This window comes from Brevundimonas sp. GW456-12-10-14-LB3 (assembly GCF_059424365.1).
In genome coordinates, this window is sequence record NZ_JBWKZJ010000002.1 from 42,453 (window position 1) to 69,104 (window position 26,652).

At 67.8% G+C, this 26,652-nt stretch carries 19 protein-coding genes; 7 read left to right on the forward strand and 12 right to left on the reverse strand.

From position 1 onward, the window contains the following. Positions 1–15 precede the first annotated feature (15 nt). The 3 genes from AC07XS_RS01240 to AC07XS_RS01250 all read left to right on the forward strand — a co-directional run bounded on the left by AC07XS_RS01240 (position 16) and on the right by AC07XS_RS01250 (position 5,190). The gene (locus AC07XS_RS01240; RefSeq protein ID WP_182713302.1) at positions 16–1,458 is read left to right on the forward strand and encodes a right-handed parallel beta-helix repeat-containing protein; all 1,443 of its coding nucleotides are present in this window, start codon (positions 16–18) and stop codon (positions 1,456–1,458) included. Between the two features lie 183 nt (positions 1,459–1,641). Further along, a complete protein-coding gene (gene ppdK, locus AC07XS_RS01245) occupies positions 1,642–4,320 on the forward strand; it encodes a pyruvate, phosphate dikinase (RefSeq protein ID WP_182713301.1) in 2,679 nt (892 codons plus the stop codon). Between the two features lie 342 nt (positions 4,321–4,662). After that, a complete protein-coding gene (locus AC07XS_RS01250) occupies positions 4,663–5,190 on the forward strand; it encodes a porin family protein (protein ID WP_054766462.1) in 528 nt (175 codons plus the stop codon). Between the two features lie 67 nt (positions 5,191–5,257). Here AC07XS_RS01250 and AC07XS_RS01255 read toward each other — a convergent pair whose 3' ends face one another. The 8 genes from AC07XS_RS01255 to AC07XS_RS01290 all read right to left on the reverse strand — a co-directional run bounded on the left by AC07XS_RS01255 (position 5,258) and on the right by AC07XS_RS01290 (position 17,319). Continuing rightward, complete coding sequence (locus AC07XS_RS01255) at positions 5,258–5,518, reverse strand: hypothetical protein (RefSeq protein WP_182713300.1); 261 nt, start codon at positions 5,516–5,518, stop codon at positions 5,258–5,260. A gap of 136 nt (positions 5,519–5,654) precedes the next feature. Then, the gene (locus AC07XS_RS01260) at positions 5,655–6,806 is read right to left on the reverse strand and encodes a beta-ketoacyl-ACP synthase III (RefSeq protein WP_182713299.1); all 1,152 of its coding nucleotides are present in this window, start codon (positions 6,804–6,806) and stop codon (positions 5,655–5,657) included. Positions 6,807–6,834: 28 nt separating this feature from the next. Further along, positions 6,835–8,889, reverse strand: coding sequence for a capsular polysaccharide export protein, LipB/KpsS family (locus tag AC07XS_RS01265; RefSeq protein ID WP_321207937.1), 2,055 nt, complete (start codon positions 8,887–8,889; stop codon positions 6,835–6,837). 231 nt (positions 8,890–9,120) lie between these two features. Beyond that, positions 9,121–11,484: a glycine--tRNA ligase subunit beta gene (gene glyS, locus AC07XS_RS01270; protein ID WP_182713298.1), complete on the reverse strand. Its 2,364-nt coding sequence runs from the start codon at positions 11,482–11,484 to the stop codon at positions 9,121–9,123. A 156-nt stretch (positions 11,485–11,640) separates the two neighbouring features. Beyond that, the gene (locus tag AC07XS_RS01275; RefSeq protein WP_182713297.1) at positions 11,641–12,534 is read right to left on the reverse strand and encodes a glycine--tRNA ligase subunit alpha; all 894 of its coding nucleotides are present in this window, start codon (positions 12,532–12,534) and stop codon (positions 11,641–11,643) included. Positions 12,535–12,619: 85 nt separating this feature from the next. Next, the gene (locus AC07XS_RS01280) at positions 12,620–13,492 is read right to left on the reverse strand and encodes a 4-(cytidine 5'-diphospho)-2-C-methyl-D-erythritol kinase (protein WP_182713296.1); all 873 of its coding nucleotides are present in this window, start codon (positions 13,490–13,492) and stop codon (positions 12,620–12,622) included. 223 nt (positions 13,493–13,715) lie between these two features. After that, positions 13,716–15,620: a tetratricopeptide repeat protein gene (locus AC07XS_RS01285; RefSeq protein WP_182713295.1), complete on the reverse strand. Its 1,905-nt coding sequence runs from the start codon at positions 15,618–15,620 to the stop codon at positions 13,716–13,718. Between the two features lie 43 nt (positions 15,621–15,663). Beyond that, positions 15,664–17,319 (reverse strand): electron transfer flavoprotein-ubiquinone oxidoreductase, encoded by a 1,656-nt coding sequence (locus AC07XS_RS01290; protein ID WP_182713337.1) that lies wholly within the window; start codon positions 17,317–17,319, stop codon positions 15,664–15,666. 196 nt (positions 17,320–17,515) lie between these two features. Here AC07XS_RS01290 and AC07XS_RS01295 point away from each other — a divergent pair, with 196 nt between their 5' ends. Continuing rightward, a complete protein-coding gene (locus AC07XS_RS01295; protein ID WP_182713294.1) occupies positions 17,516–18,313 on the forward strand; it encodes a uracil-DNA glycosylase in 798 nt (265 codons plus the stop codon). Positions 18,314–18,414: 101 nt separating this feature from the next. Next, on the forward strand, positions 18,415–20,088 hold the full coding sequence (locus tag AC07XS_RS01300; RefSeq protein WP_182713293.1) for a lytic transglycosylase domain-containing protein: 1,674 nt from the start codon (positions 18,415–18,417) through the stop codon (positions 20,086–20,088). Positions 20,089–20,092: 4 nt separating this feature from the next. On the opposite strand, the gene AC07XS_RS01305 is transcribed toward AC07XS_RS01300, so the two are convergent. The 4 genes from AC07XS_RS01305 to cysD all read right to left on the reverse strand — a co-directional run bounded on the left by AC07XS_RS01305 (position 20,093) and on the right by cysD (position 23,875). Further along, positions 20,093–20,236, reverse strand: a complete 144-nt coding sequence (locus AC07XS_RS01305; protein ID WP_152950831.1) for a hypothetical protein — start codon at positions 20,234–20,236, stop codon at positions 20,093–20,095. 91 nt (positions 20,237–20,327) lie between these two features. Next, positions 20,328–20,972: a glutathione S-transferase gene (locus AC07XS_RS01310; protein WP_182713292.1), complete on the reverse strand. Its 645-nt coding sequence runs from the start codon at positions 20,970–20,972 to the stop codon at positions 20,328–20,330. 30 nt (positions 20,973–21,002) lie between these two features. Next, positions 21,003–22,916, reverse strand: a complete 1,914-nt coding sequence (gene cysN, locus AC07XS_RS01315; RefSeq protein ID WP_182713291.1) for a sulfate adenylyltransferase subunit CysN — start codon at positions 22,914–22,916, stop codon at positions 21,003–21,005. Beyond that, positions 22,916–23,875 carry a sulfate adenylyltransferase subunit CysD gene (gene cysD / locus AC07XS_RS01320; protein ID WP_182713290.1) on the reverse strand — a complete coding sequence of 320 codons (960 nt, stop codon included), beginning with the start codon at positions 23,873–23,875 and terminating at the stop codon, positions 22,916–22,918. The genes cysN and cysD overlap by 1 nt, the downstream gene beginning before the upstream one ends. A 168-nt stretch (positions 23,876–24,043) precedes the next feature. On the opposite strand from cysD, the gene AC07XS_RS01325 reads away from it, so the two are divergent. After that, the gene (locus tag AC07XS_RS01325) at positions 24,044–24,595 is read left to right on the forward strand and encodes a lipocalin family protein (protein ID WP_182713289.1); all 552 of its coding nucleotides are present in this window, start codon (positions 24,044–24,046) and stop codon (positions 24,593–24,595) included. 200 nt (positions 24,596–24,795) lie between these two features. Further along, positions 24,796–26,595 (forward strand): long-chain-acyl-CoA synthetase, encoded by a 1,800-nt coding sequence (locus AC07XS_RS01330; RefSeq protein WP_054766473.1) that lies wholly within the window; start codon positions 24,796–24,798, stop codon positions 26,593–26,595. Positions 26,596–26,652: the final 57 nt, after the last annotated feature.

The window sequence follows — 26,652 nt, forward strand, 5'->3', positions numbered from 1 at the left end:
GGAGGGTCTGGTCGCATGAACATCCGCTCGCTCGCGAAAGTCTCGCTCCTGGCGGCCTTCGCCCTGGCCGCCCTGACGACCCTGCCCGACCCGGTCCAGGCCCAGGTCGCCGCAAAGGTCGAGGCCCAGACCCGGCCCAATTTCGGCGTCCTGCTGGACCCGCCGACCCGCGCCCGGCCCCGCGCCCATCGCCGCTACGACTACGGCCGGTATCGTGGTCCCGACTGGCGTCCCCTGCCCCGCCCCCCGCACCAGGAAGAGGTCGTCCTGGTCGATTGCGGCGGCAATCCCGGCTCGGGCGCGATCGAGAGCGCGGTCCAGCGCGTGCGCCCCGGCGGCACCTTGATCATCCGGGCCAGGGGCGGCGCCTGCGTTGGCTGGCTGAACATCGACAAGCCGATGACCATCATCGGCGACAGCGGCTTTGATCCGCGCCGCTGGGATGCGGCGACGCCCACCCTTCAGGCGCCGGACGGCCTGCCCTGCCTGACCGCCGCCCCCGGCGTCCGGGTCGAGGTCCGCGACCTGGTCTTCGCCTCACCCCACGCCGGCGACGCCGCCTGCGTCATCGGCTATGGGGCTGAAATCGTCATGAGCCGGGTCGGCTTCCGCCACGCGGGCGACGAGGCGGCGATCTATGTCGACGGCGGGCTTCTGGACCTGCGCGACGCCCTGATCGACGCCCGAACCGTCTCGGCCGCCGTGGTGGCCGACGGCGCCGCCGTCACCCTGTACGAAACCGCCGTCACCGGGGCCGTGTCGGGCGTGGATCTGACGCCGGGCTCCGCCGCCCCCTCCAGCCTGACCTCGGTCACCCTGATCGGATCGGAACAGCCGAACAGCTTCGGCCCGCGCGCCATCGGAGTGATCGTTCGCTCCGCCCGCGATTACGGCCGGGTCGAGATCAGCAACGCCAAGATCTGCGGCTATGTCGAAGGGGTGGCGGTGGAGGGCGCCTCGGTCTCGGTCTCCAACAGCCGGATCTGCAAGGGCGACAAGGGCGCGGTCCTCTATAACGGCGAACTGCTGTTCGATCAGAACCGCGTCCGGGTGGATCAGGTCGGGGTCGCCGCCGCCTCGGGCCGGGCGGTGATCACCGGCAACAGTTTCGCCGGCGTCCGCGACGCCATCTATGGCGAGCCGCGCGCCAGCATCGAGGCCCGTGACAATCGGGTGTGGTCGCGAGACCTGTGCCGCCCCCGTTTCGAAAACCGCTACCGCGACCGCTACGTCCCCTCCTGGGGCGGCGGCGACCGCGGCTATGACTGCCAATACAGCCCCTATCCCCGCGACTGGTGGGAGGCCGAAGACGGTCAGTACTATGACTACGGCTATCCGCTGGACGGCTATGATCGGTACCAGCAGGGCTACGGCTGGTATGATCGGGACGGCCGCTATGTGCCGGACAACCGCTACTATGGCGACGATCGTTGGAGTCGCGGCGGGCGCGGCTGGTAATCGTCCCTGTACGGCGCAGTCCGTCGGTTCGGCGGGATCCGAAAAACCGAGGTTCGGAAACCGGTTTCAGGCTCACGCTTTGTTACAAACGCCATGGTCAAGCCGGTTTCGCCGCGCTAGAGCAGGCCGCATGTGCGAGCGGGTCAACCCGCCGAACCTTAAGACAAAGCTCAGGGGCTTAAGATGACTCAGTGGGTGTACGGCTTCGGCGGAGGCTCCGCCGACGGCGACGCGTCGATGAAGAACCTTCTCGGCGGCAAGGGCGCGAACCTGGCGGAAATGTCCGCCCTGGGTCTGCCCGTCCCGCCCGGCTTCACCATCACCACCGAGGTCTGCACCCACTATTACGCCCACGGCGAGACCTATCCGGCCGATCTGGAAGACCAGGTGAAGACGGCCCTGGCCAAGGTCGAGGGCGTGGTCGGCAAGACCTTCGGCGACGTGGACAATCCCCTGCTGGTCTCGGTGCGTTCGGGCGCGCGGGCCTCGATGCCGGGCATGATGGACACGGTGCTGAACCTGGGCCTGAACGACCAGACGGTCGAGGGCCTGGCCAGGCTGTCAGGCGACCGGCGATTCGCCTTCGATTCCTATCGCCGCTTCATCACCATGTATTCCAACGTGGTTCTGGGCCTCAGCCACGACGATTTCGAAGAGGTGCTGGACGCCCACAAGGACCGGCTGGGCGTCAGCGTCGACACCGATCTGAAGGCCGAGGACTGGGAGCGGGTCGTCGAGGACTACAAGGCCGTGGTCGAGCGCGAGCTGGGCCACCCCTTCCCCCAGGATCCCAAGGACCAGCTGTGGGGCGCCGTCGGCGCCGTGTTCGAAAGCTGGATGAACGACCGGGCGAAATTCTATCGCCGCATGCATGACATCCCCGAGAGCTGGGGCACCGCCGTCAACGTCCAGTCGATGGTGTTCGGCAATATGGGCGAGACCTCGGCCACCGGCGTGGCCTTCACCCGCAACCCCTCGACCGGCGAGGCGCGGCTGTACGGCGAGTTCCTGATCAACGCCCAGGGCGAAGACGTGGTCGCGGGCATCCGCACGCCCCAGTCCCTGACCAGGATCGGCCGCGAGGAGATGGGCGAGACCGCCCCTTCGATGGAAGAGGCCATGCCCGAGGTGTTCGGCCAGTTCGTCGAGGTGGTCGGCAAGCTGGAGAGCCACTATCGCGACATGCAGGACATCGAGTTCACGGTCGAACAGGGCCGGCTCTGGATGCTGCAAACCCGTAACGGCAAACGCACCGCCAAGTCGGCGCTCAAGGTGGCGGTCGACCTGGCGGCCGAGGGGGTGATCAGCCAGGAAGAGGCGATCAGCCGGGTCGAGCCCTCGGCGCTCGATCAGTTGCTGCACCCGACCCTGGACCCGGAGGCGCCCCGCACCGTCATCGCCGCCGGCCTGCCCGCCTCGCCCGGCGCGGCGACCGGCAAGATCGTGTTCGACGCCGACGAGGCCGAACGTCTGGCCGGCCTGGGCGAGGCCGTCATCCTGGTGCGCGAGGAGACCAGCCCTGAGGACATCCACGGCATGCATGCGGCGCGGGGCATCGTCACGGCGCGGGGCGGCATGACCAGCCACGCCGCCGTGGTGGCGCGCGGCATGGGCCGGGCCTGCGTCTCCGGCGCCGGCGAGATCCATATCGACGAGGCCAAGGGCGTCTTCACCGCCCGCGGCCGCAGCTTCAAGACCGGCGACATCATCACCATCGACGGCTCCAAGGGCGAGGTGCTGGACGGCGCCGTGCCGATGATCGAGCCGGAACTGACCGGCGACTTCCAGACCCTGATGGGCTGGGCCGACCAGGTGCGCCGCCTGAAGGTGCGCGCCAACGCCGAGACCCCGCTGGACGCCAAGACGGCGCGCGGCTTCGGCGCCGAGGGCATCGGCCTGTGCCGGACCGAACACATGTTCTTCGACGACACCCGGATCGCCGCCGTGCGCGAGATGATCCTGGCCGACGACGAGGCCGGGCGCCGCACGGCCCTGGCCAAGATCGCGCCGTTCCAGAAGTCGGACTTCGTCGAACTGTTCGAGATCATGGCCGGCCTGCCTGTGACGGTGCGTCTGCTGGACCCGCCGCTGCACGAGTTCATTCCCCATACGGAAGAGGACATCGACGCCCTGGCCGCCTCTTCGGGCATCGACGCCGAGAAGCTGAAGCGCCGGGCCAAGGAGTTGCACGAGACCAACCCCATGCTGGGCCACCGCGGCTGCCGCCTGGGCGTGGCCTATCCCGAGATCTACGAGATGCAGGTGCGGGCCGTGCTGGAGGCGGCGCTGGAGGTGAAGAAAACCTCGGGCGTGGCGCCGATCCCGGAGATCATGCACCCGCTGGTCGCCCTGGGTCTGGAGATGAAATATCTGCGCGAACTGACCGACCGCACGGCCAAGGCGGTGTTCGCCGAGGCCGGCGACAGCGTCGACTATCTGGTCGGCACCATGATCGAACTGCCCCGCGCCGCCATCCGCGCGGGCGATCTGGCCGAGCACGCCCAGTTCTTCAGCTTCGGCACCAATGACCTGACCCAGACCACCTTCGGCATCAGCCGCGACGATTCGGGGCGGTTCCTGCAGGCCTATCTGGACAAGGGCATCTTCGAAACGGACCCCTTCGTGCGTCTGGACCAGGACGGCGTCGGCGGCCTGATCGAGATCGCCACCGAACGCGGCCGTGCGGTTCGCCCCGAGGTCAAGCTGGGCATCTGCGGCGAGCACGGCGGGGATCCATCGTCGATCGCCTTCTGCGAAAAGGCCGGGCTGGACTATGTCTCCTGCTCGCCCTACCGCGTGCCGATCGCCCGCCTGGCGGCGGCCCAGGCGGCGCTGAGCGGGGAGCGCGAGAAGGACCGCTGAGGTTAGACATTCTCCGTCATCCTCGGGCTTGACCCGAGGATCGGACGCGACGCCGCTTGTGCGAAGACTTTGACGCACAGCCCGATCAACGTCTGGTCCTCGGGTCGAGCCCGAGGATGACGGGGTGAAAGATTAGAGGGCGGTCTCTGACGAGGCCGCCCTTTTTGTTGCATCGCCACAAAGTCGCCGACCTTGACAGAACACAGTGTGTGTCTCGCCGTCCACAGACGACGGACTGTTCTGGCGGCCTCTGGAACAGAGAACGCCCTCACCTATTTAAGCACTCGCTGGATGGGGCTGATGATCCAACCGGTCATCACATCTAGGAGTTAATAAGAAACAATGCGCAACATTCTTCTCGCTGCTGTCGCCGTTTCCGCAATCGCCGCTCCGGCCTTTGCTCAAACCAATCCTGAACCGCGTGGTTACGGATCACTGGGCTATACTCATCTTGAAGGCGACAACGCCACCACCGGCGCCGTGACCGGCCGCCTGGGCGTCAATCTGAACCGCTATCTGGCGCTGGAGACCGAGGCTTCGGTCGGCGTCAAGGACGACGACTTCACCGTCGCCGGCGTGGACGGGACGACCAAGCACGAGTGGGACGCGGCGGGCTATGTGGTCGGCAAGGTGCCGGTTTCCGACAAGCTGGAGCTGTTCGCCCGCGGCGGTTATGGCCATACCGAGCTGAAGCAGGAGTTCCCCGGCGCCAATACCGACGTGGGCGGCGACAGCTGGAACTACGGCGCCGGCGCCAACTACTATCTGGACGGCGTGAACGGCCTGCGGGCCGACTGGACCCGTCGCGACTACCGTGACGACGCGGGCGAGGCGGACGCCTATTCGCTCAGCTACATCCGTCGCTTCTGATCCCGGCGATCAGGCGGATTGAAGAAGGCGCGCTCCGAAAGGGGCGCGCCTTTTTGCTTTCAGGACTTCAGGCGAAATCGCGGGCCAGGGCCCAGCGCTGAGAGCCTTCGCCGAACGGACGCACGAACCAGTCGCGGTACTGTTCGAAGGCTTCGATGATCTTCTGACGCAGGGCCTGGGCGTCCACCGCCTCGCCGCGCTGACGTCGGAGGGCCGCAACGCAGTCGACGACCAAATTCTGGTGGGCCGAGCCGCCCATGCTCTTCAGCACGGCGGCGATATCCTGAGCCAGGCTTTCCAGCACTGTCTTCGGCGTCGTCTGAGCCATCTGGGAACTCCCCTGTTCTCGACAATCGAACGCCTCGCAAAATCCGCCGCCGGATTCAAGCGTGGCCTCAGAAATTATCGTCGCAGATCGGGATTAACCTGCCGTAACGCCGGTCGAAACTTTTGGTTTCGTCACCCTAGCCACGCTTGCGCACGAATACGGTCCCGGCCGAGTACCCTGCGCCGAAGCTGCAGATCAGGCCGGTCTCACCGGGGACGAAGCCGTCGTTGTGCAGGTGGAAGGCGATGATCGAGCCGGCCGAGGAGGTGTTGGCGTAGTCGTCCAGGATGATGACGTTCTCTTCCGACGACGGTTCGCGACCCAGCACCTTCTTGCCGATCAGCTGGTTCATGTTGATGTTGGCCTGGTGCAGCCACAGCCGCTTCAGCTCGTGCGGATCCAGGCCCAGTTCGCCGGCGTGATCGACGATCATGTCCGAGACCATCGGCACCACGTCGCGGAAGACCTTGCGGCCCTGCTGGATGAACAGCTTGTCGTTCTGGACGCTGTCGTCGGCGACCGGCGAATCCAGATGGTCGGTGTCGCGCGCGTTGCGGTTCAGGAAGCCGAAATTGTTGCGGATATTGTTCGAGAAGACGGTCTTCAGCCGCGTGCCCAGCACGTCCCAGCCGCCGGGTCCGGCGGTGTCCGAGGATTCCACGATCACGGCGGTCGCCACATCGCCGAAGATGAAATGGCTGTCGCGGTCGGTGAAGTTCAGGTGGGCCGAGCAGATCTCCGGATTGACCATCAGCACGGCCTTGACCGAGCCGCCGGCGATGAAGTCCGCCGCCGTCTTGATCCCGAAGGTGGCCGAGGAACAGGCGACATTCATGTCGAAGGCGAAGCCCTCGATCCCCAGGGCCTGCTGCACCTCGATGGCCATGGCCGGATAGGGGCGTTGCATGTTGGAGGCGGCGCAGAGCACCGCGCCGATCTCGCTGACGGGCTTGCCCCAGGCCTCGATGGCCTGACGGGCGGCCTTGACCGCCATCTCGGCCAGGATCGACAGCTCGTCATTACTGCGTTCGGGCAAGTTGGGCGCCATGCGGGCGGGGTCGATCACCCCGGCCTTGTCCATCACGAACCGCTGCTTGATGCCCGAGGCCTTTTCGATGAACTCGGGGGAGGAATGGGGCTTGGCCTCCAGTTCCCCCGCCTCGATCCGATCTGCGTGACGGGCGTTCCAGCCGTCGGCCCAGGCGTTGTAGCTGTCGACCAGTTCGGCGTTGGAGACCGATTGTTCGGGGGTGAAGAGGCCGGTTGCGGCGATGACGGCGTGTTGCACGGGTAGACAGTTTCCTTTGCGAACGCCTTCAATAGGACGGCGGCGGCCTGCGGTCGAGACTGGCGATGATCCCGGCGGCCCAGCGCTGGATTTGGCCGCGCGGCGCCGGGGGCGGCGGCCGGTCTCGGGAGGCGATCAGGGCCTGAACCAGATCCTCGGCCTCGCAGGGCCAGCCCTGGGGCGTGACATAGATCGGATAATAGACCAGGGCGGCCAGGATCAGATGATCGACCGTAGCCCGCCGGGTGCGGCGCTGGAAGCCCAGCCGGTCGTCGGTCAGGCCCCAACCCGCATAGAAGGGTCGGCCATAGACCGACACCGCCTTGCCCCTCATCAGGGCCTCAAACCCGGTCAAGGAGGTCAGGGTCGCCACCCGCGCGCAGGCGTTCAGGCAGTCGATGATGTCCAGCCCGTCCGCCACGGCGTCGACGGCGGACAGGGCCGAGGCGTCCAGCCGTCCGGGCCGGTTGCCGGCCAGAACGTCCGGATGGTTGCGATAGACCAGGAAGGCGTCCGGGTGATCGGCCCGCGCCGCCTCGACAAGAGCGGAGTTGGTGTTCAGGTCCGGTTCGCAGCCCAGCAGGATCGACTTGTCGTTCTCCACCTGGCCGACGACCAGCAGGATGTCGCGATCCGCAGGCCAGTCGGCCGGTGCCTGGCCCTTCAGATTGTATTTCGACAGGCCCGCCTCGACGATGCGTATGCGAAGCGCAGCGGCGCGGGCCAACTGCTCCGGCGTGGCGTCTGTCGTTTCGATCAGGGTCTCCAGCCGCGACGGGCGCGACGGGTCGTAATAGACGCCCTGATCGTCCAGGGCGACCGACAGGGCGCCGACGAAATCGGACCCCAGGCCGCGTGAACGGATGAAGCCGTCCTCCATGCGGACGGTCGGGCCGTCAAAGGTTGCGGCGGCCCGGCGCACGGCCTCGCTCTCCTTGCCCGCCCACCAGATCAGCCGACCATTGGTCGCGGCGGCATGGGCGGCGGCCCGCGACGGCGACATGAAATAGCGCATCCGCGCCTTGGGCGAGTTCAGCAGGCGGCGCACCGGCGGGCGTTTGGCCGGGGCGAAGCCGACAGCGGCCCAGTTCCCAGCCAGACGGTCGGCCCGATCACGCAGGCAAATCAGCCGCTCCAGCGCCTGTTCAGCTTCGCACAGTTCGCCGGTGACGGGATCGACATAGCGGCTGTAGGCGATCAGGGCGGCGGCGGCGACCTGTTCCAGACTGCGCCCTACACCCCGGCGGCCGGTGTCCACGGCGTCGGTCGTCAGGCCCCAGCCGGAATAGAAGGGCGCCCCGAAACAGCGCACCGGCAGGCCGCGCAACAGGGCCTCGAATCCGAGCGCAGACGTGACGCAATAGACGGCGTCCACCGCCGCCAGCAGGTCGGCCGGCCGCACGTCGGCGTCCACCAGGGTGACGCCGGACAGATCGGTGACGCACCCTCGCTTCCTGCCCGCCGCCACCGCCGGGTGGCGTTTGACGATCAGCTGGGCCTCGGGCTCGTCGCGCCGGGCGGCGGCGACCATGGCGTCGAAACTGTCTTGCGTCGCCAGCCCATAGCCGATGGAGGCGTCGCCGAAGGTCTGGTCCACGATCAGCACGCGGCGGCCGGGCCGCAGCAGGCCGGGGTCCAGCGGCCCGCCCATATTGGTCTTGGACACGCCCGAGGCGACGATCCGGTCGATCAGGGCGCGGGCGCGGGCGGTCAGGGCGGCGTCGCACCAGCCGTCGGCGGTCTGGATCAGCTGTTCGAGGCGGCTCGGCCGGGTGGCGTCATAATAGACGCCCAGGTCATCGACGATCAGGCTGAGGCTGGCCGCCCCCGCCTCCCCCAGGCCGACCGAGCGCAGGAAACCGTCCTCCAGCGCCACATAGGGACGGTTGTTCGCGTCCGCCCAGCGGCGACCGGCGGCGGCGGTGGGTTTCAGGCCCCAGCCCAGCACGGCCTGGACCTGATCGCCCGGTAGGCGGCGCAGGTCGTAGTCGTTCAGGAAGACGTCGAGAAAGGGGACCTTCAGCACGCCGGGCGCGCAGACCCAGGCGGGAGTTTTGGCGGCGATGTCCGAAACTGGGGTCAAGGCGGGTCCGACGGAATGAGCGCGAGATTTAGGGCGGTTGGGGGCGTCGGGCTAGAGTGCGCGGACCTTCCCCCGCTTGCGGGGGAAGTGTCAGGCCGTGGCGCGCAGCGACACGCCTGACGATGGGGGAAGTCTTCTTGTTGAAACAAGACTCCCCTCTCCGACCCTGGTCCGGCTACGCCCCCGCACGCCGGGCCACCTCTCCCGCAAGCGGGAGAGGGTCTTCAGCACCTACCCCGCGATCTGGCCGAAGTCCGCCACCTGCCCCATCACGTCCCGCACCTGGCCCAGCAGTTTCAGACGGTTGTCGCGCTCCTCGGGAACGTCCGAGTTGACCATCACCGCCTCGAAGAAGGCGTCGACCGGCGCGCGCAGGGCCGCCAGGGCCGTCATGGCGGCGGCGAAATCCTCGGTCTCCAAGGCGTTCTCGACGGCGGTGCGGGCGGCGTTGACGGCGAAGGCCAGGACGGTCTCGGCCTCGGGCTGGTTCGGCAGGCCGGTCTGGACCATGCCGGTCGGGACGGGCCCCTTCTTCTCCTCGGCGCGCAGGATGTTGGAGGCGCGCTTGTAGCCGGCCAGCAGATTGGCCCCGTCGTCGGTGGCCAGGAAGGCGGCCAGGGCCTCGACCCGGCGCACGATGCGGACGAGGTCGTCGTCGCCCAGAGCAAAGACGGCGGCGACGAGGTCGTGGCGTTGGCCCTGATCGCGGAGGAGGACGGTCAGGCGGTCGGCGAAGAAGGCGAGCGTTTCATGGTCTTTTTCGTCAGGCGCATAGCCGCGCCCGAGTTCCCAAGTATCCCTCAAGAGACGGTTAATAGCCTCTACCGCTTCCAACATTAATGGGCCGGTCTCGACCGCATGCTCAACGCCTAGCCGCTTGATCTCCGCAAAAGTTCTGGCGTCAAGATCTTCGGTATTCAATGGAAGTTTGGACGCGATTACGCGCGCTCGCTGTCGTGAAATAGGCCTTAGTAAGTTTTCCCTAATTCCATTCTCCAGCACCAACCGGATCACGCCCAGCGCCGCTCTCCGCAGCGCGAACGGATCCTTCGACCCCGTGGGCTTCTCGTCGATGGCGAAGAAGCCGACCAAGGTGTCCAGCTTGTCGGCCAGGGCGACGGCGACCGTGACGGGTGCGGTCGGGACCGTGTCGGCGGGGCCTTGGGGCTTGTAGTGGTCGCGGATGGCGTCGGCGATGCGGTCGCGCACTTGAGGCGTCCAGCCCCCTCCACCGCTCCGCGGTCCCCCTCCCCCAAGGGGGGAGGATTGATCCGTGCGATCTCCCCCCTCAGGGGGGAGTGGCCGCGAAGCGGACGAGGGGGGCGCGCTCAGCAGACGCGCGTAATAGCCGCCCATGATCCCCTGCAGTTCCGGGAATTCGCCGACCATGCCGCTGGCCAGATCGGCCTTGCACAGGCGGGCGGCCATCTCGGCCTCGTCCGCATCGGCGCCGACCAGGGGGGCGATCTCGCGGGCGAGCGCCGCGATGCGCTCGACGCGCTCGGCAAGCGTGCCCAGTTTGGCGTGGAAGGTGACGCCCTTCAGCTTTTCGTTCCAGGCGTCGAAGCCGACCTTCTGGTCTTCATCCCAGAAGAAGCGGGCGTCGTTCAGGCGGGCGGACAGGACGCGGCTGTTGCCGGCGGCCAGGGCCTTGCCGCCGTCGGTCGCCTCGACATTGGCGACGACCAGGAAGTTGGGGGCCAGTTGGGGCGTGCCCCCCTCCCCCGCTTCGCGGGTGCTCCCCCCAGAGGGGGGAGAGCTGCGGACGGCGAAATACTTCTGGTGCACCTTCATCGACAGGCGCACGACCTCGGGCGGAAGGGCCAGGAACTGCGGGTCCATGTCGCCCAGGATCGGGGTCGGCCATTCGGCGAGCCCCGCCACCTCGTCCAGCAGGCCGTCGTCATCGACCAAGACGAGGCCGCGCGCGGCGCAGGCGGCCTTGGCCTGTTCCAGGATCCGCAGCTTGCGGTCGGCCACGTCCAGCAGGACGAACTCCCGCTCCAGCTGGGTGCGGTAGTCGACGAAGTCGCTGACCTTCAACAGTTGGCCCGAGCCGAGGAAACGGTGCCCCTCTGTGATCGCATCGGACGGGATTCCGTCGATCTCGAACGGGACCACCTTGCCGTCGAACAGGCACAGGATGCGTTTGATCGGACGGACCCAGCGCAGGGTTCCAGAACCCCAGCGCATCGACTTGGGCCAGGGGAAGGCGCGGATGACCTGGTCCACCGTCTCGGCGACCAGATCGGTCGTGGCCCGGCCCTTGGACGACAGAACGGCGTAGAGGACGCCGTCGCGCTCGGTCAGTTGATCGCGGGTCAGGCCGGTCTTGCGCAGGAAGCCCTCCAGCGCCTGTTCCGGGGCCGAGGCCTTGGGCCCCTTGATCTCCTCCTCGCGGTCGGGCGTGGCGGCGGGCAGGCCCTCGATCACCAGGGTCAGACGGCGCGGGCCGGCGTAGGTCGTCAGCGCATCCCAGGTCAGGCCGGCGGCCTTCAGCCGGTCGGAGACCATGCGGTCGAGGTCGCGCGCGGCGCCCTGCTGCATCCGGGCGGGAATTTCTTCGGAGAAGATTTCGAGGAGGAGTTGGGGCATTAGAGTCTCAAATCTGTCCGCTCATCCCCGCGAAAGCGGGGACCCAGCGCTGTGGGCGCACGACCGGCGCCGTAGGGGCTTCAACCGCCATCCCAGACACCGCGCCTCGCGACAGGACTGGGTCCCCGCTTTCGCGGGGATGAGCGGAAAGGGAAATCATGCCTCGGCCCGTTCCCGCTCTACATAGGCCGTCGCGCAGGCTTTGCAGAGTTCGCGGATGCGGCCGATGTAGCTCTGGCGTTCGGCGACGGCGATGGCGCCGCGGGCGTCCATCAGGTTGAACAGGTGGCTGGCCTTCAGCACCTGATCATAGGCCGGCAGGACCAGGGGCTGGCCCTGGGGTCCGGTCAGGGCCAGAAGGCGCGAGACCTCGGCCACCATATCCTCGAACCGGCGTTTCAGCCCGTCGACGTCATAGCCGTGGAAGTTGGCCTCCGACTGCTGGCGCTCGTTCTCCAGGAAGACCTCGCCATAGGTCAGCCCCTCCTTGGTGAACTTGAGGTCATAGACGTTGTCCACGCCCTGGACATACATGGCCAGACGCTCCAGCCCGTAGGTCAGTTCGCCCGAGACCACATCGACCTCGATGCCGCCGACGCCCTGGAAATAGGTGAACTGCGTCACCTCCATCCCGTCGCACCAGACCTCCCAGCCCAGGCCCCAGGCCCCGACCGTCGGGTTCTCCCAGTCGTCCTCGACGAAGCGGATGTCGTGCAGTTTCGGATCAATCCCGATCGCCGCCAGCGAGCCCAGATACAGCGCCTGAAGATTGTCCGGGTTCGGCTTCAGAATGACCTGGTATTGGTAATAGTGCTGGAGACGGTTCGGGTTTTCGCCGTAGCGGCCGTCGCCGGGGCGGCGGCTGGGCTGGACATAGGCGGCCTTCCACGGCTTTGAGCCGAGCGCGCGCAGGACGGTGGCGGGGTGGAGCGTGCCGGCCCCGACTTCGATGTCATAGGGCTGGAGAATGGCGCAGCCCTGCTCGCCCCAATAGCGATGCAGGGTCAGGATCAGGTCCTGGAAGGCGAGCGGCTCGGTCGAGGTGGTCAAATCGGGCTCGGGAGGGGCTGGAAAAAGGACGGCGGACCATAGGGCCCGGCGGCGGCCGCTTCAACACGCGCGGGGGATTTATGGCTCAGGCGGCGGCGAGGCGGGTCGGGGCGACCCAGGCGGCCGGATGGGCGGCCGACAGGGCGGCGGCGGCGGCGGCGGCGTCCTCGCCGGACCGGCACAGGCCGAAGACGGTGGCGCCCGAGCCGGACATGCGCGCAAGGGCCACGCCGGGGGCCGCCGCCACCGCTAAACCCGCATCGGCTATGGCGGGCGTCAGCGCCTCGGCCGGCGGCTGAAGATCGTTGCGAAGACCCGCCAGCCAGTCGATGACGACCGCCGGGCTCCAGTCGGCGGGCGGCGCAGGCCGGTCGGCGGCGCGCGGCGGACCGGCGTCATAGGCTCGGTAAACGGCGCCGGTGGGCGAAGGGACGCGCGGATTGAACAGGACGGCGTGGAGCGGCGGCAGGCGCGGCTCGTCGGTCAGCCGCTCGCCCCTCCCCTCGGCCCAGGCGGTGCGCATCCGCAGGCACATGGGGCCGTCGGCGCCGATGACGCCGGCCACGGCCTCAAGCGCCGCATCGTCTATGTCCAGCGCCAGGGCCTGGCGCGCAAGCTTCAGGGCGGCGCCGGCGTCGGACGAGCCCCCGCCCAGGCCGGCGGCGATGGGCAGGCGCTTGTCCAGCGTTACCTTCAGCGGCGGTTCGCCTGCGCCGGTCGCCTGGCCCAGGGCGCGAAGCGCGCGCAGGATCAGATTGTCGGGCTCGGCCGCCAGGCCCGCGCCGAACGGGCCGGTCACGGTCAGGGACAGGCGATCCGCCGGCTCGACCGTCACCCGGTCGCCGACGTCGGCGAAGGCGATGAGGCTGGACAGGGGATGATAGCCGTCGGCGTCCACCGGGCCGACGTGCAGGAACAGATTGATCTTGGCCGGGGCCAGGGCCGTGAGTGGTGGCATGGAGTAGGTCTTAGCGACTTGGGGGCTGGGTCGGAACGGGGAATACGGCGCCCCTCTCCCTTCCCGGTCGTCATCCTAGGGCTTGTCCCTAGGATCCAGACTCCCGGTGTTCGAGCGGGCGCACGTCTGCGGACACACCGGGAGTCTGGATCCTCGCCACAAGGGCGAGGATGACGGGCATGGGTGTGTCTGCGCGGGGGCTGAGGGTGCGGTGGCGCGCCCCCTATTGCGACACGCCGGTCGCGGGGCCGGCGCCGTCCAGGCCGTTGGCGATCTTGCGTTCGACCTCGACCTTGCGTTCGGGCTCCGGGTCCAGGCTCAGGACGCGGTTCCACAGCCAGACCGCCTCGCGCCGACGCCCCACCTTCCAATAGGCGTCGCCCAGGTGGTCGTTGATTTCGGCGTTGGCCGGCTCCTTCTCGACCGCCTGCTCCAGGGTGACGACGGCGGTGTCGTAATAGCCTTGCTTGAACTGGGCCCAGCCCAGGGAGTCCTGAATATTGCCGTTGTCGGGCGCAGCGGCGTGGGCCTGGGCCAACAGGCCGGCGCCCTGATCGACACGCAGGCCCCGATCCACCCACAGATAGCCGAGATAGTTCAGCACGTCGGCGTTGTTCGGGTCCGCCTGATGCGCGGCCCACAGTTCGGCCTCGGCCTCGGGGATGCGGTCCAGCGATTCCAGCGCCACGCCGCGCAGGAAATGGATGTGGGCGCCCTGGTCCGCCGTGTTCAGCAAGGGACCGTTCAACAGGGTCAGGGCCGCCTCGAACTGTTGCGCCTGGATCAACTGGCCCGCCAGGACCAGGGCGATGCGCGGATCGTCCGGCTGGGCGGCGGCGGCGGCGCGCAGTTCGGTCAGGGCGGCCTCGGACTGGCCGTCCTCCTCCAGATTGATCGCCAGCTGGGCGCGGGCGCTGGCGTAGAGAACCGGATCCTCCGGCCCGACCCGCGACAGGGCGGTGCGGGCGGCGGCCTTCAGCCCCACCCGGTCCAGCACCTGGGCCAGCTGAATCTGGGTCGCCGCATCCTCGTGCAGGTTCAGGGCGAGGCGCAGATAGACCACCGCAAACTCATTGCCGCGTTCGGCCACGGCCTGGGCGGCGGCCGTGGCCAGGGCCTGGGCCGCGCCCTGGCGGAAGTTCGGAGCGGGCGGAGGCGGATCGCCGGCCTGGAGGCGCGCCAGGGCGCGGGCGGTCGCCAGATCGGTCTGTCCCTGCATCGCCGCCTGATAGACGGCCAGGGCCTGGTCCCGCTTGCCGCGCCGCTCCAGAAACTCGCCATAGGGCCGGTGGAACAGGGCGCCCAGGGTCGGCAGATCGGACAGGGCCTTCAGCTCGGCCTCCGCCTCAGCGTATTTGCGACGCTTTTCCAAGAGAAGGGCGCGGTTCTGACGCGCAAAGGCCAGGGTCACGGGATCGCCCTGGGCCGGAGGCGCGGCCAGGGCGCGGGTCCAGTCGCCGGCCGCCCCCGCGATCCAGGGCGCGACCATCAGCCCGGCGCGGGCGTGCGGCGCGGCGATGGGTCGGGCGGCCAATGCGGCGTCAGCGGCGCGGGCGTCGCCGTGCACGAAGGTCTGGACGGCCGCGATCAGCCGCCCGCCCTCGGTAAACGCCGGCGAGGCGTCGGCGGTCGGCGCCAGCCGCGCCGCCACGTCCAGATCGCCGCTGAGCAGGGCCGAGGTGAAGGCCTGTTCGCGCAGGCGCGGCTGTTCCGGCGTCAGGGCCTCGGCCTGGGCCAGAAGATCGGCGCCCCGTTCGCCCTCCCCCGTCATCAGGGCCAGTTTGCCGGCGAGATAAAGCCCATAGGCGCTGCGGCCCTGGGCGTCGGTCGGGATCGGCGACCAGATTTCGGGGATGGGCGGGGCGGCCGGTTCGTCATCGCCCGCGACGTCGATCGCCGGATCGCCGCCGGGCGTCTTTTCCTGAGGCGCGCCGTCCTCGGGTTCGTCTTCGGCGGGCGCGGCTTCAGGCGTCTGACCCGGCTCGAGGATTATGGCGGGCGGATGGTCCTGGGACGGATTGACGGACGGCGACGCCGGTCTTGTCTCCTGCGCTACGGCCCCCTGGGCTATGGCCAGTGCGAGGACGGTCAGGGAGGCGGCGAACAGGCGCGAACGGGAGGCGATCATGCGCCGACCCTTCACGCTTTCCACCGCCCCCGCAAGAGCCCCGTCACATGTTCGGATAGTTCGGGCCGCCGCCGCCCTCGGGCGTGGTCCAGACGATGTTCTGCGACGGATCCTTGATGTCGCAGGTTTTGCAGTGGACGCAGTTCTGGGCGTTGATGACGAAACGGGGATCGGTCTTGGCGACCTCGTCCGCATAGACGACCTCGTACACCCCCGCCGGGCAGTAGAGACGGGCCGGTTCGCCGTATTTGGGCAGGTTGACCTGGATCGGCTTGGACGGGTCCAGCAGCTTCAGGTGGGCCGGCTGCTCTTCCGCATGGTTGGTGTTGGAGATGAAGACCGACGACAGCTTGTCGAAGGACAGTTTGCCGTCCGGCTTGGGATAGGCGATCGGCTTGTGCTTGGCTGCGGGCTCGGTCGAGGCCGCGTCGGTCTTGCCGTGTTGCAGGGTCGGGATAGGGGACCAGCCGCCCAGCAGGGTGCGGCACCACATGTCGAACATGCCCAGCGCCCCGCCCAGGGTGGTGCCGAACTTGGACAGCAGAGGCTTGGCGTTTCGGACGACCGACAGCTCCTTATAGACCCAGCTCTTCTTGAAGGCGGCCTCATACTCGACCAGTTCGTCGCCGCCGCGTCCGGCCTGAACCGCGTCATAGGCGGCGTCGGCGGCCAGCATGCCGGTCTTCATGGCGTTATGGCTGCCCTTGATGCGGGGCACGTTCACAAAGCCGGCCGAGCAGCCGATCAGGACGCCGCCGGGGAAGCTGAGCTTCGGAATGGACTGAAGACCGCCCTCGGTGATGGCCCGTGCGCCGTAGGAGATGCGCGTGCCGCCTTCCAGGTGCGAGGCGATGGCCGGGTGGTGCTTGAAGCGCTGGAACTCGTCGAACGGCGACAGATGCGGGTTCTTGTAGTTCAGGTGGACGACATAGCCGATCGCCACATAGCGGTCGCCGAAATGGTACAGGAAGCTGCCGCCGCCGGTGTGCTCGTCCAGCGGCCAGCCGGTGGTATGCTGGGCCAGGCCGGGCTGGTGCTTATCCGCCGGCACCTGCCACAGCTCCTTCAGGCCGATGCCGTATTTCTGAGGCGACCTGCCGTCCTGAAGCCTGTGCTTGGCGATGATGGTCTTGGCCAGGGAGCCGCGCACGCCCTCGGCGATGAAGACATATTTGCCGTGCAGTTCGATGCCCGGCTGGAAGTCGCCGGTCGGCTTGCCCTCGCGGTCGATGCCGAAGACGCCGGCGACGACGCCCTTCACCCGACCCGTCTCTTCTTCCCAGACGACGTGGCTGGCGGCCATGCCGGGATAGACCTCGACGCCCAGGGCCTCGGCCTGTTCGCCCAGCCAGCGCGCCACATTGCCCAGGGAGGCGATGTAGCAGCCGTCATTGTGCATGAAGGGGGGCATCAGCCCCATCGGCAGGGCGGCAGACCCTTGCGGGCCCAGCAGCAGGAAACGGTCCTGGGTGACCGGCGTCTCCAGCGGGGCGCCGCGCTCCTTCCAGTCGGGGAAGAGTTCGTTCAGCGCCTTGGGGTCGATGACCGCGCCCGACAGGATGTGGCCGCCGACCTCGGCGCCCTTTTCCAGCACGGCGACGCTGATGTCCTTGCCGTCCTTTTCCGCCCGCTGTTTCAGACGGATGGCCGCCGACAGGCCGGCGGGGCCGCCGCCGACGATGACGACGTCATACTCCATGACCTCCCGCTCGACGCCCTGAAGAGCCTCCAGCGGCGGCAGATTGTCGATGATGGCTTCCTGGCGGGCGTTTTCCGCGCCGCCCTCGATGGCTTCTTCGGCCATGTCTTCCCCTGAAATCCTGCTTGTTCGTGTGGTTATGCCGCTTATCGGAAGGTGACGCGAGGGCGGTCAAGGCTTATCGGTGTGTTGAGACATGAACGCGCAACCTCACGAGATCGCTGCAATCGAAAGCCTGCTCGCCTTTTGGCGGGATGCGGGGGTGGACGCCTGCTACGGCGAGGCGCCGGTCGATCACACCCATCTGGCCCCGCCCCCCGCCCTGAAGGCGGTGCAGAAGGCCACGGCCTCGGTGGCCGCGCCCCTTGCCGGACCCGGCGCAGCCGAGGCGATCGCCGAGGCGAGACATCTGGCGGCGGGGGCCGCCACGCTCCAGGATCTGGCGGCGGCGGTGGCGGCGTTTGAAGGCTGTCCCCTGCGCGCCATGGGGGCGACCCAGTCGGTCTTCGGCCGTGGCGACCCGAACGCGCCGGTGCTGATCATCGGCGAGGGCCCCGGCGCCGAAGAGGACCGGATGGGCCAGCCCTTCGTCGGCAAGGCGGGCAAGCTGCTGGATCGAATGCTGGCGGCGGCCGGACTGACCGGCAAGGTCTTCATCACCAACACCGTCTTCTGGCGCCCGCCGGGCAACCGCACCCCGACCCCGCAGGAACAGGCGGTATGCGCCCCCTTCGTCGAACGCGCCTTTGCTCTGCTCCAGCCCAAGGCGGTGTTGCTGCTGGGGGCGGCCTCGGCCAAGTCGGTGCTTCAGACGGACGAGGGCATCATGAAAATCCGGGGCCAGTGGCGGGAATGGCGTCTGAACGAGGGCGCCGTGTCCGCGCCTGTCGTGCCGACCCTGCACCCCGCCTTCCTGCTGCGCCAACCCCAGGCCAAGCGGCTGGTCTGGGGCGATCTGTTGGCGCTTTCGGCTCGGCTGGACGGCGCAGGTTGAGGTTACCGCCGCTTTAAGGCATGCTGATCGTTTGACGACCAACGCCACACGATCCCCGCCTGACGAGAACGGGCAGGGCGACGCCAACGGGGCCGCCGCGTATGTTGATGTTCCGCCGGGCGCTGATCGCCCCGACTCTGGTGCTTTCGCTCGCCTTCGCCGGCGCGGTGCAGGCCGAGGCGCCTGCAGAGGGAATGGCTGACGTCAGTTCCGGTTCCGTCCGCCCCACGGCCCTGAGTTCATCTGATCGCCTGTCCTACACCACCGCCTTCGACGCCCTGCGGCGCGGCGACATCGAGACGGCCCGCCTGTCAGCGCGTCAGGCTCAGGACCGCGTCCTGCTGGGTCAGGTCGAGTTCGAAAGCCTGTTCCACCCGGACCATGTCGCCACCTATGAAGAGCTGACCGCCTGGCTTGAGTCCTATTCCGACCTGCCCTGTGCGGACCGGGTTTACGCCCTGGCGATGCGGCGTCGGCCCGACGGGGCGCCGGAACCGGTCAAGCCGGGCGGTCTTCTGGGACGGACCTGGAACAGCGTCGTCGCCGCCGTCTCGGGCGGACCGGCCGTCGATCCGATGAAGGCGGCGCGCGTCGCATACAACAACGACGACCTGACCGGCGCCTCGGCCGTCGGCCGCGAGATCGGCGACTGGTGGACGGTCGGCCTGGCCGAATGGCGGCTGGGTCAGTTCCATCAGGCCTTCGCCGCCTTTGAGCGCGTCGCCAATGATCCGACCGAAGACCCGTGGGTCCGCGCCGGCGCGGCCTATTGGACCGCCCGGGCGGCCTCCCAGTCCGGCCGCCAGGACCGGGTCAACGACTATCTGCGTCTGGCGGGTCAGTGGCCGGCGACCTTCTACGGCCAGATCGCCCTGCGTCAGCTGGGTGAAGAGCCGGCGATCGAAAACCTGGGGCCCCGCCCCTATGAGGCCCAACCCCGGCTGCAGCGCGCCGTCTATGTGCCCCAGGACGGCCGCGTCGGGGCCGATGAGCTGAACGCCTTCGTCCAGAGCGACGCCCGCGCCCGGCGCACCGTCGCCTATTATGAGGTCGGCCGTCGCACCGAGGGCGAGAACGAGCTGCGCGCCGGGCTTCGCACCGCGGTGGGCGACGCCGCGCGGATGTGGATGGCCCTGGCGCGGGTGATGATGCCCAGCAGCGGCGCCGACGTCGCCCGGATCGACGCGACCCGCTTCCCCATGCCGGTGCTGGAGCCGGAGGGCGGCTTCGTCATCGAGAAGGCCCTGGTCTACGCCCTGGCGCGCAAGGAGACCGACTTCAATCCCGACGCCCGGTCCGGCGCCGGCGCCTATGGGCTGATGCAGGTCATGCCGACGACGGCGGCAGAGATGACGGGCGACCGCACCTTCGTGACCGACCCGACCAAGCTTCTGGTCCCGGCGACCAATATGCGGCTGGGTCAGGCCTATGTCAGCCGGATGCTGAACCTGCCGGCCTTCCAGGGCGATCTGTTGCGCGCGGTCGCCTCCTACAACGCCGGCCCTGGCCCGATGCTGGCGGCCCTGAGAAAACTGGGGCCGGACGCCGATCCCCTGCTGCTGATCGAGACGATCGACGTGCCCCAGGCCCGCGAATATGTGGAAAAGGTCGTCGCCGCCTATTGGATCTATCAGCGTCTGTTCGGCGGCCCGCTGAAGACCCTGGATGCGGTCGCTTCGGGCGCCCGGCTCGTGCCGCTGGCCCTGGACTATACGCCGCCGGCGGAACAGCCCCTGATGGTGGCCCAGGCCAGCCCGATCGCCGGCGCCCAATAGGGTTTCAGAACACCGCCGCCAGCAGAAGAGCCCAGAAGGCCGCTCCCACCAGGGCCGCCAGGCCGTAGCCGGCTAGCGGACTGAGGCCTTCGGACGAGGGCTTGATCTGAACGGCGGCCTTGGTCGGCGCGGGGGTGTGAAGCGGCATCTCGTCCTCCGGGTGGAACGGGCGGTCCCACGCCGGATCAAGATAACGACGTCATCTTAACGGGCCGTCTGCGGCCAAGGTTGCGAAACGCTTAAGCCAGGGCCTCAGTCTCCCACTGCCTGAAAGCCGGTTGGGCCAGGAGGGCGGCGACATAGGTTGCGGCTGCGCCGTCGTCGCCATGGGCGCTGAGGTCGATCTGGAAGTGTCGGATGCGCGCCGCGACCGGGGTGAAGAAGGCGTCCGCGATCGACCAGTCGCCGAACAGCCAGGGCCCCGTCTGCCCGAACCGGCCGCGCATCTGGCGAAACAGATCGACCAGCCGGGCCAGATCGCGGTCCAGGGCCGGGTCCGACGGGGTCTCGGACCGGGCCTCGCCGACCATGGGCCGGTCCGGCCCCGTGCCGCAAAAGGTCCGCAGGGCCGAAAAACCGGAATGCATCTCCGCCGTCGCCGATCGGGCCAGGGCGCGGGCCATCGGGTCCGCAGGCCACAGCCGCGCCTCGGGATAGGTCTCGGCCGCCCATTCCGCGATCGCCAGCGTGTCCCAGATCAGCGTATCGCCGTGCTTCAGCACCGGGACGAAGCCCGAAGGCGAGACCTGACGCAGCGCCGCCTTCTGGGCCTCGGTCTCATAGCGGACGTCCACGGTGGTGAAGTCAGCGCCCGTGCGCTTCATCACCAGCCACCCCCGCAGGGACCAGGTCGAATAGGTCCGGGGCCCGATGATCAGTTCCATATTGGCTCCTCGCGGCGATGCAGTCCCGCCTCAGATGCTGAAATCCTCGGTCGAGAACCGGCCGTCCAACCAGGCCACGATCCGTTCCGCCGCATCTTCGGCCGACATGGTCGTGGTGTCGACGACGATCTCGGGCGCCTCGGGCGCTTCATAGGGGCTGTCGATGCCGGTGAAGTTCTTCAGTTCGCCGGCGCGGGCCTTCTTGTAGAGGCCCTTGACGTCGCGTTGCTCGGCGACGGCCAGGGGCGTGTCGACATGGACCTCGACGAACTCGCCCGGCCCCAGCAGCTCACGGGCCATGCGGCGTTCGGCGCGGAAGGGGGAGATGAAGCTGACCAGGACGATCAGCCCGGCGTCCACCATCAGTTTCGACACCTCGGCGACGCGGCGGATATTCTCGACCCGGTCCTCCTCCGTGAAGCCCAGGTCGCGGTTCAGACCGTGGCGGACGTTGTCGCCGTCCAGCAGATAGGTGTGGCGGCCGTCGGCATGCAGCCGCTTCTCGACCAGGTCGGCGATGGTGGACTTGCCGGCGCCGGACAGGCCGGTCAGCCAGATCACCCTGCCCTTCTGGTTCTTGATGGCCGCGCGCGAGCCCTTGTCCACCGACAGGGCCTGCCAATGGATGTTGTGGGCGCGGCGCAGGGCGAAATGCAGCAGGCCCGCCCCGACCGTTCGATTGCTGATGCGGTCGATCAGGATGAAGCCGCCGAGGTCCTTGTTCTGAGCGTAGGGGGCGAAGGCGACGGGGGCGTCCAGCGACAGGTTGCAGACCCCGATCTCGTTCAGCTCCAGCCGCTTGGCCGGCTGCTGCTCCAGGGTGTTGACGTTCACCTTGTGCTTGGGCTCGGTGATGGTCGCCCCGACCAGCTTGGCGCCGATCTTCAGCAAGTAAGGCCGCCCCGGCAGCAAGGGTTCGTCGTCCATCCAGACGACCGTGGCCTCGAACTGGTCGGCGGCCTCCGGCGGGGCGTCGGCGCCGGCCAGGACGTCGCCGCGCGAGACGTCGATCTCGTCGGCCAGGGTCAGGGTGATCGACTGGCCGGCGACGGCCTGGGCCAGGTCGCCGTCGGCGGTGACGATGCGGGCGACGCTTGAGGTCTTGCCCGACGGCAGGACGCGCACCGGATCGCCGGGGCGCACCGTGCCGGCGGCGATCTGGCCGGAGAAGCCGCGGAAGTCGAGATTGGGCCGGTTGACCCATTGCACCGGCAGGCGGAAGGGATCGGCCTGAAGATCGTCCCCGACCTCCAGCGTTTCCAAGAGGCTCATCAGCGGCGGGCCGGCGTACCAGGGCGAATGATTGCTGGCTTCGGTGATGTTGTCGCCGCGCAGGGCCGACATCGGGATGGCGTCGAAGCGCTTCAGCCCGATCTGGTCGGCGAAGGCGGAGAAGTCGGCGACGATGGCGTCGAACACGGACTGCGACCAGCCCATCAGGTCCATCTTGTTCACCGCCAGGATGACGTGGCGAATGCCCAGCAGGCTGACCAGATAGGCGTGCCGCCGCGTCTGGGTCAGGACGCCGCGCCGGGCGTCGATCAGGATGACGGCCGCGTCGGCGGTCGAGGCGCCGGTGACCATGTTGCGGGTGTACTGTTCGTGACCCGGCGTGTCGGCGACGATGAATTTGCGCTTTTCGGTCGAGAAGAAGCGATAGGCCACGTCGATGGTGATGCCCTGTTCCCGCTCGGCGGCCAGGCCGTCGACCAGCAGGGCGAAGTCGATGTCGCCCCCTTGCGTGCCGACGCGGCGGCTGTCGGCCTCCAGCGCCGCCATCTGATCCTCGAAGATCATCTTGGAGTCGTACAGCAGCCGGCCGATCAGGGTGGACTTGCCGTCGTCCACGCTGCCGCAGGTGATGAAGCGCAGCAGGCTCTTGTGCTGGTGGGCGTCCAGATAGGCGTCGATGTCGCGGGCGATGAGGTCGGACTGGTGAGCCATCAGAAATAGCCCTCCTGCTTCTTCTTCTCCATCGAGGCGGACTGGTCGTGGTCGATCATCCGGCCCTGGCGTTCAGAGGTGGTGGTCAGCAGCATTTCCTGAATGACCCCGGGCAGGGTCGAAGCCGTGCTCTCGACCGCCCCTGTCAGGGGGTAGCAGCCCAGGGTGCGGAAGCGGACGGACTTCATCTGGGGCGTCTCGCCGGGCCGCAGGCGGAAGCGGTCGTCATCGACCATGATCAGGGCGCCGTCGCGTTCGACCACCGGCCGTTCAGCGGCGAGGTACAGAGGCACGATGGGGATGTTCTCCAGATGGATGTATTGCCAGACGTCCAGTTCGGTCCAGTTGGAGATGGGGAAGACGCGGATGCTCTCGCCCGGCCGTTTGCGGGTGTTGTAAAGCCGCCAGAGCTCGGGCCGCTGGTTCTTGGGATCCCAGCGGTGTTCGGCCGTGCGGAAGGAGAAGATCCGCTCCTTGGCCCGCGACTTCTCCTCGTCGCGTCGGGCGCCGCCGAAGGCCGCGTCGAAGCCGTACCGGGTCAGAGCCTGTTTCAGTCCCTCGGTCTTCCACAGGTCGGTGTGGAGGGCCGAGCCGTGGTCGAACGGATTGATGCCGCGCGCGACAGCCTCGGGGTTCTGGTGGACCAGCAGTTCGACGCCAAGGTCCGCCGCCGCCTGTTCGCGCATGGCGTACATGGCGCGGAACTTCCACGTCGTATCGACGTGCAGCAGGGGGAAGGGCGGCGTGGACGGATAGAAGGCCTTCTTGGCCAGGTGCAGCATCACCGCCGAATCCTTGCCGATCGAATACAGCATGACCGGGCGCTCGGCCTCGGCCGCCACCTCGCGCATGATGTGGATGCTCTCGGCCTCCAGGCGCTGGAGATGGGTCAGCCGCGAAGGGCTGATCGCCAAGGGTCGGATCGGGGTCGGCTGTTCAGTCAGAATGGCGGCGTCCACCAGGTCAGGTCTCCATCGAACCCTGACGTGAAAGCCCAGCATGCAATGGGTCGCAAGCGAATGATACTGTCGCCCGTCGAGAGATTTGCACCTGACGGACGAAACGGCCAAGCCTCGCGGAACCCGTGCCATGTGTGGCGGCTTTATGGCCGAAAGGGGATTTCCGTCATGAAAACGCTCGCCCGCCTCGTCCTGTCTCTGAGTCTTTGCAGCGCCTTGGGCGCCTGTGTCACCGCCCCCTCTCCGTCCGAATATCGGGCTCCGCAGCCGCTGAAGACGGTCGAAATCGATCGACTCTGGTCCGGGCGTTGGCATGAGGTCGCGCGCCTGCCCGACCGGCTGACCGACGGATGCGTCGCCGGCGCCTCGGTCTATCGCCCGCTGGGCGGAGACCGGATCGCGGTGCGCGACACCTGTCAGATCGGCACGCCGGAGGGCAGGGAGAAGGCGATCAGCGGCGACGGACGCATCCTGGACCCCGGAACGAACGCCAAGCTGCGCGTGCGCTATCTGCACGGCCTCGTCACCTGGGACTTTTGGGTGCTGGACCGCGCCGACGACTACAGCTGGTTCATCTCCACCGATCCCACCTTCCACCGCCTCTTCATCTACACGCGGGACGTGCCGAGCGCGGCCGAGATCAAGGCCCTGACGGATCGCGCGCGCGCCCTGGGCTATGACGTGAGCCGCCTGGAATACCCCGCCCTTCCGGCCCGCTGAGGATCAGGGTCGGCGACGCATAACGTCGCTGTCGCGTTTTTGGGTCTAGATTTACGTCACGTCACGCGAACAATTGGGACACGCCCGTCGGCAATCGTGGCGCTTTCGCAGGTGATTGACCGCCACACGGTTGACCCGACGGACCGGCTTCGTTCATCACGAAGACGGGTGGAAACGCACAGACCGGAGAATCGGCGAGCATGGGTTTGGTAGCGAATATTCGCAGGGACGTGAGGTTCGCGCGGGGCCTGTTCCGTCTGCTCAAGCGCATCAAGCCGATCGAGCTGGATAGCGACGTCCTGCTGTGCGACGACTTCGAAGAGGCCGTCGACAAGTTCGCCGACAACATCGCCGTCGAGGACGAGCGCCGCAGCCTGACCTATCGCGACCTGGACGCCATGGCGAACCGCTTCGCCCACTGGGCCAAGAGCCGGGGCCTGCGCCGCAGCGACACCATCGCCCTGATGATGACCAACCGGGTCGAATATCTGGCGGCCTGGATCGGCTTTTCGAAGGTCGGGGTGGCCACCGCCCTGATCAACACCAATCTGACGGGCCAGGGCCTGGCCCACTGCCTGACCATTTCCAATGCCTTCCAGGTCGTCGCGGACGAGGACTGCTGGCGCCAGATCGAGGACGCCCGCCCCCTGGTCGGCCACAATCTGATGCTGTGGGTTCTGGGCCTGGACGACGAGGACGAGAACAGCGAACGCCGGGGCCTGGACAAGCCGGTGCGCGGCGGCTCTTCGGTGCGCCCCGCCCGCAGCGGACGCGAGGGTCTGACGAACCGCGACACGGCCCTTTACATCTACACCTCCGGCACCACCGGCCTGCCCAAGGCCGCCCGCATTCCGCATTCGCGCGCCCGCACCTATATGCGCGCCTTCGCCGGGGCGACCCGTTCAACCCCCAAGGACCGCATCTTCAACGTCCTGCCGCTTTACCATTCGACCGGAGGTCTGGTGGGCGTGGGCGCGGCCCTGCTGAACGGCGCGCGCCTGGTGATCCGCAAGAAGTTTTCAGCCAGCAGCTTCTGGCCGGACGTCGTGGCGTCGGGCGCCACCATGTTCGTCTATATCGGCGAACTTTGCCGTTATCTGGTGAACTGTCCGCCCCAGGCCTATGAGAAGAAGCACAAGCTGCGCTTCGCCTTCGGCAACGGCATGCGCGGCGACGTCTGGCCTGAGTTCCAGAGCCGGTTCAACATTCCCGAGGTGCTGGAGTTCTACGGCTCGACCGAGGGCAATGTCTCCCTGTTCAACTTCGACGGCAAACAGGGCGCCATCGGCCGCGTCCCCAGCTATCTGAAGAAGCAGATCAACATCCGTCTGGTTCAGTGCGACGTCGAGACTGAACAGCCGGTCCGGGGGCCCGACGGCCTGTGCCGCCTGGCCCGCGTGGGCGAGATCGGCGAAGCGATCGGCGAAATCGGCAACGACATCCGTCACGACTTCTCGGGCTATGCCGACAAGGCCGCCTCTCAGAAGAAGATCCTGACCGACGTGTTCAAGAAGGGCGATCGCTGGTTCCGCACCGGCGACCTGATGCGGCAGGACGCCGAGGGCTATTTCTATTTCGTCGATCGGATGGGCGACACCTTCCGCTGGAAGGGCGAGAATGTCTCGACCTCCGAGGTCGAACAGGTCCTGATGGATGCGCCGGGCGTGGCCGAAGCCATCGTTTACGGCATTCCCGTGCCCGGCCAGGAAGGCAAGGCGGGGATGGCCGCCCTGGTGATCGAAGGCAAGTTCGATCCCAAGACCTTCGCCGACCACATCAATGGCAAACTGCCGGCCTACGCCCAACCCGTCTTCCTGCGAATGATCGAGGCGGCCGAGACCACCGGCACCTTCAAATATCGCAAGTCCGACCTTGTGGCCGACGGTTTCGATCCCGAAAAGGTCGGAGCGTCCCTGTATGTGCGCGGCGGCAAGAGCGGCTATCAGAAGCTGACGGCGGCGGCGCGCACGGCCATTCTGAACGGTGAAGGTCGGCTTTGACGGCGGCTGGACGGCGTTTGGCGAAACGCCGTCTTAATCAATAACCGCCATGGTCGA

Coding starts and splice junctions, on each gene's coding strand:
- AC07XS_RS01240 (WP_182713302.1), top strand. CDS start 16: ATGAACATCCGCTCGCTCGCGAAAGTCTCGCTCCTGGCGGCCTTCGCC.
- ppdK (WP_182713301.1), top strand. CDS start 1,642: ATGACTCAGTGGGTGTACGGCTTCGGCGGAGGCTCCGCCGACGGCGAC.
- AC07XS_RS01250 (WP_054766462.1), top strand. CDS start 4,663: ATGCGCAACATTCTTCTCGCTGCTGTCGCCGTTTCCGCAATCGCCGCT.
- AC07XS_RS01255 (WP_182713300.1), bottom strand. CDS start 5,518: ATGGCTCAGACGACGCCGAAGACAGTGCTGGAAAGCCTGGCTCAGGAT.
- glyS (WP_182713298.1), bottom strand. CDS start 11,484: ATGCCCCAACTCCTCCTCGAAATCTTCTCCGAAGAAATTCCCGCCCGG.
- AC07XS_RS01280 (WP_182713296.1), bottom strand. CDS start 13,492: ATGCCACCACTCACGGCCCTGGCCCCGGCCAAGATCAATCTGTTCCTG.
- AC07XS_RS01285 (WP_182713295.1), bottom strand. CDS start 15,620: ATGATCGCCTCCCGTTCGCGCCTGTTCGCCGCCTCCCTGACCGTCCTC.
- AC07XS_RS01290 (WP_182713337.1), bottom strand. CDS start 17,319: ATGGAGTATGACGTCGTCATCGTCGGCGGCGGCCCCGCCGGCCTGTCG.
- AC07XS_RS01295 (WP_182713294.1), top strand. CDS start 17,516: ATGAACGCGCAACCTCACGAGATCGCTGCAATCGAAAGCCTGCTCGCC.
- AC07XS_RS01300 (WP_182713293.1), top strand. CDS start 18,415: ATGTTGATGTTCCGCCGGGCGCTGATCGCCCCGACTCTGGTGCTTTCG.
- AC07XS_RS01305 (WP_152950831.1), bottom strand. CDS start 20,236: ATGCCGCTTCACACCCCCGCGCCGACCAAGGCCGCCGTTCAGATCAAG.
- AC07XS_RS01310 (WP_182713292.1), bottom strand. CDS start 20,972: ATGGAACTGATCATCGGGCCCCGGACCTATTCGACCTGGTCCCTGCGG.
- cysN (WP_182713291.1), bottom strand. CDS start 22,916: ATGGCTCACCAGTCCGACCTCATCGCCCGCGACATCGACGCCTATCTG.
- AC07XS_RS01325 (WP_182713289.1), top strand. CDS start 24,044: ATGAAAACGCTCGCCCGCCTCGTCCTGTCTCTGAGTCTTTGCAGCGCC.
- AC07XS_RS01330 (WP_054766473.1), top strand. CDS start 24,796: ATGGGTTTGGTAGCGAATATTCGCAGGGACGTGAGGTTCGCGCGGGGC.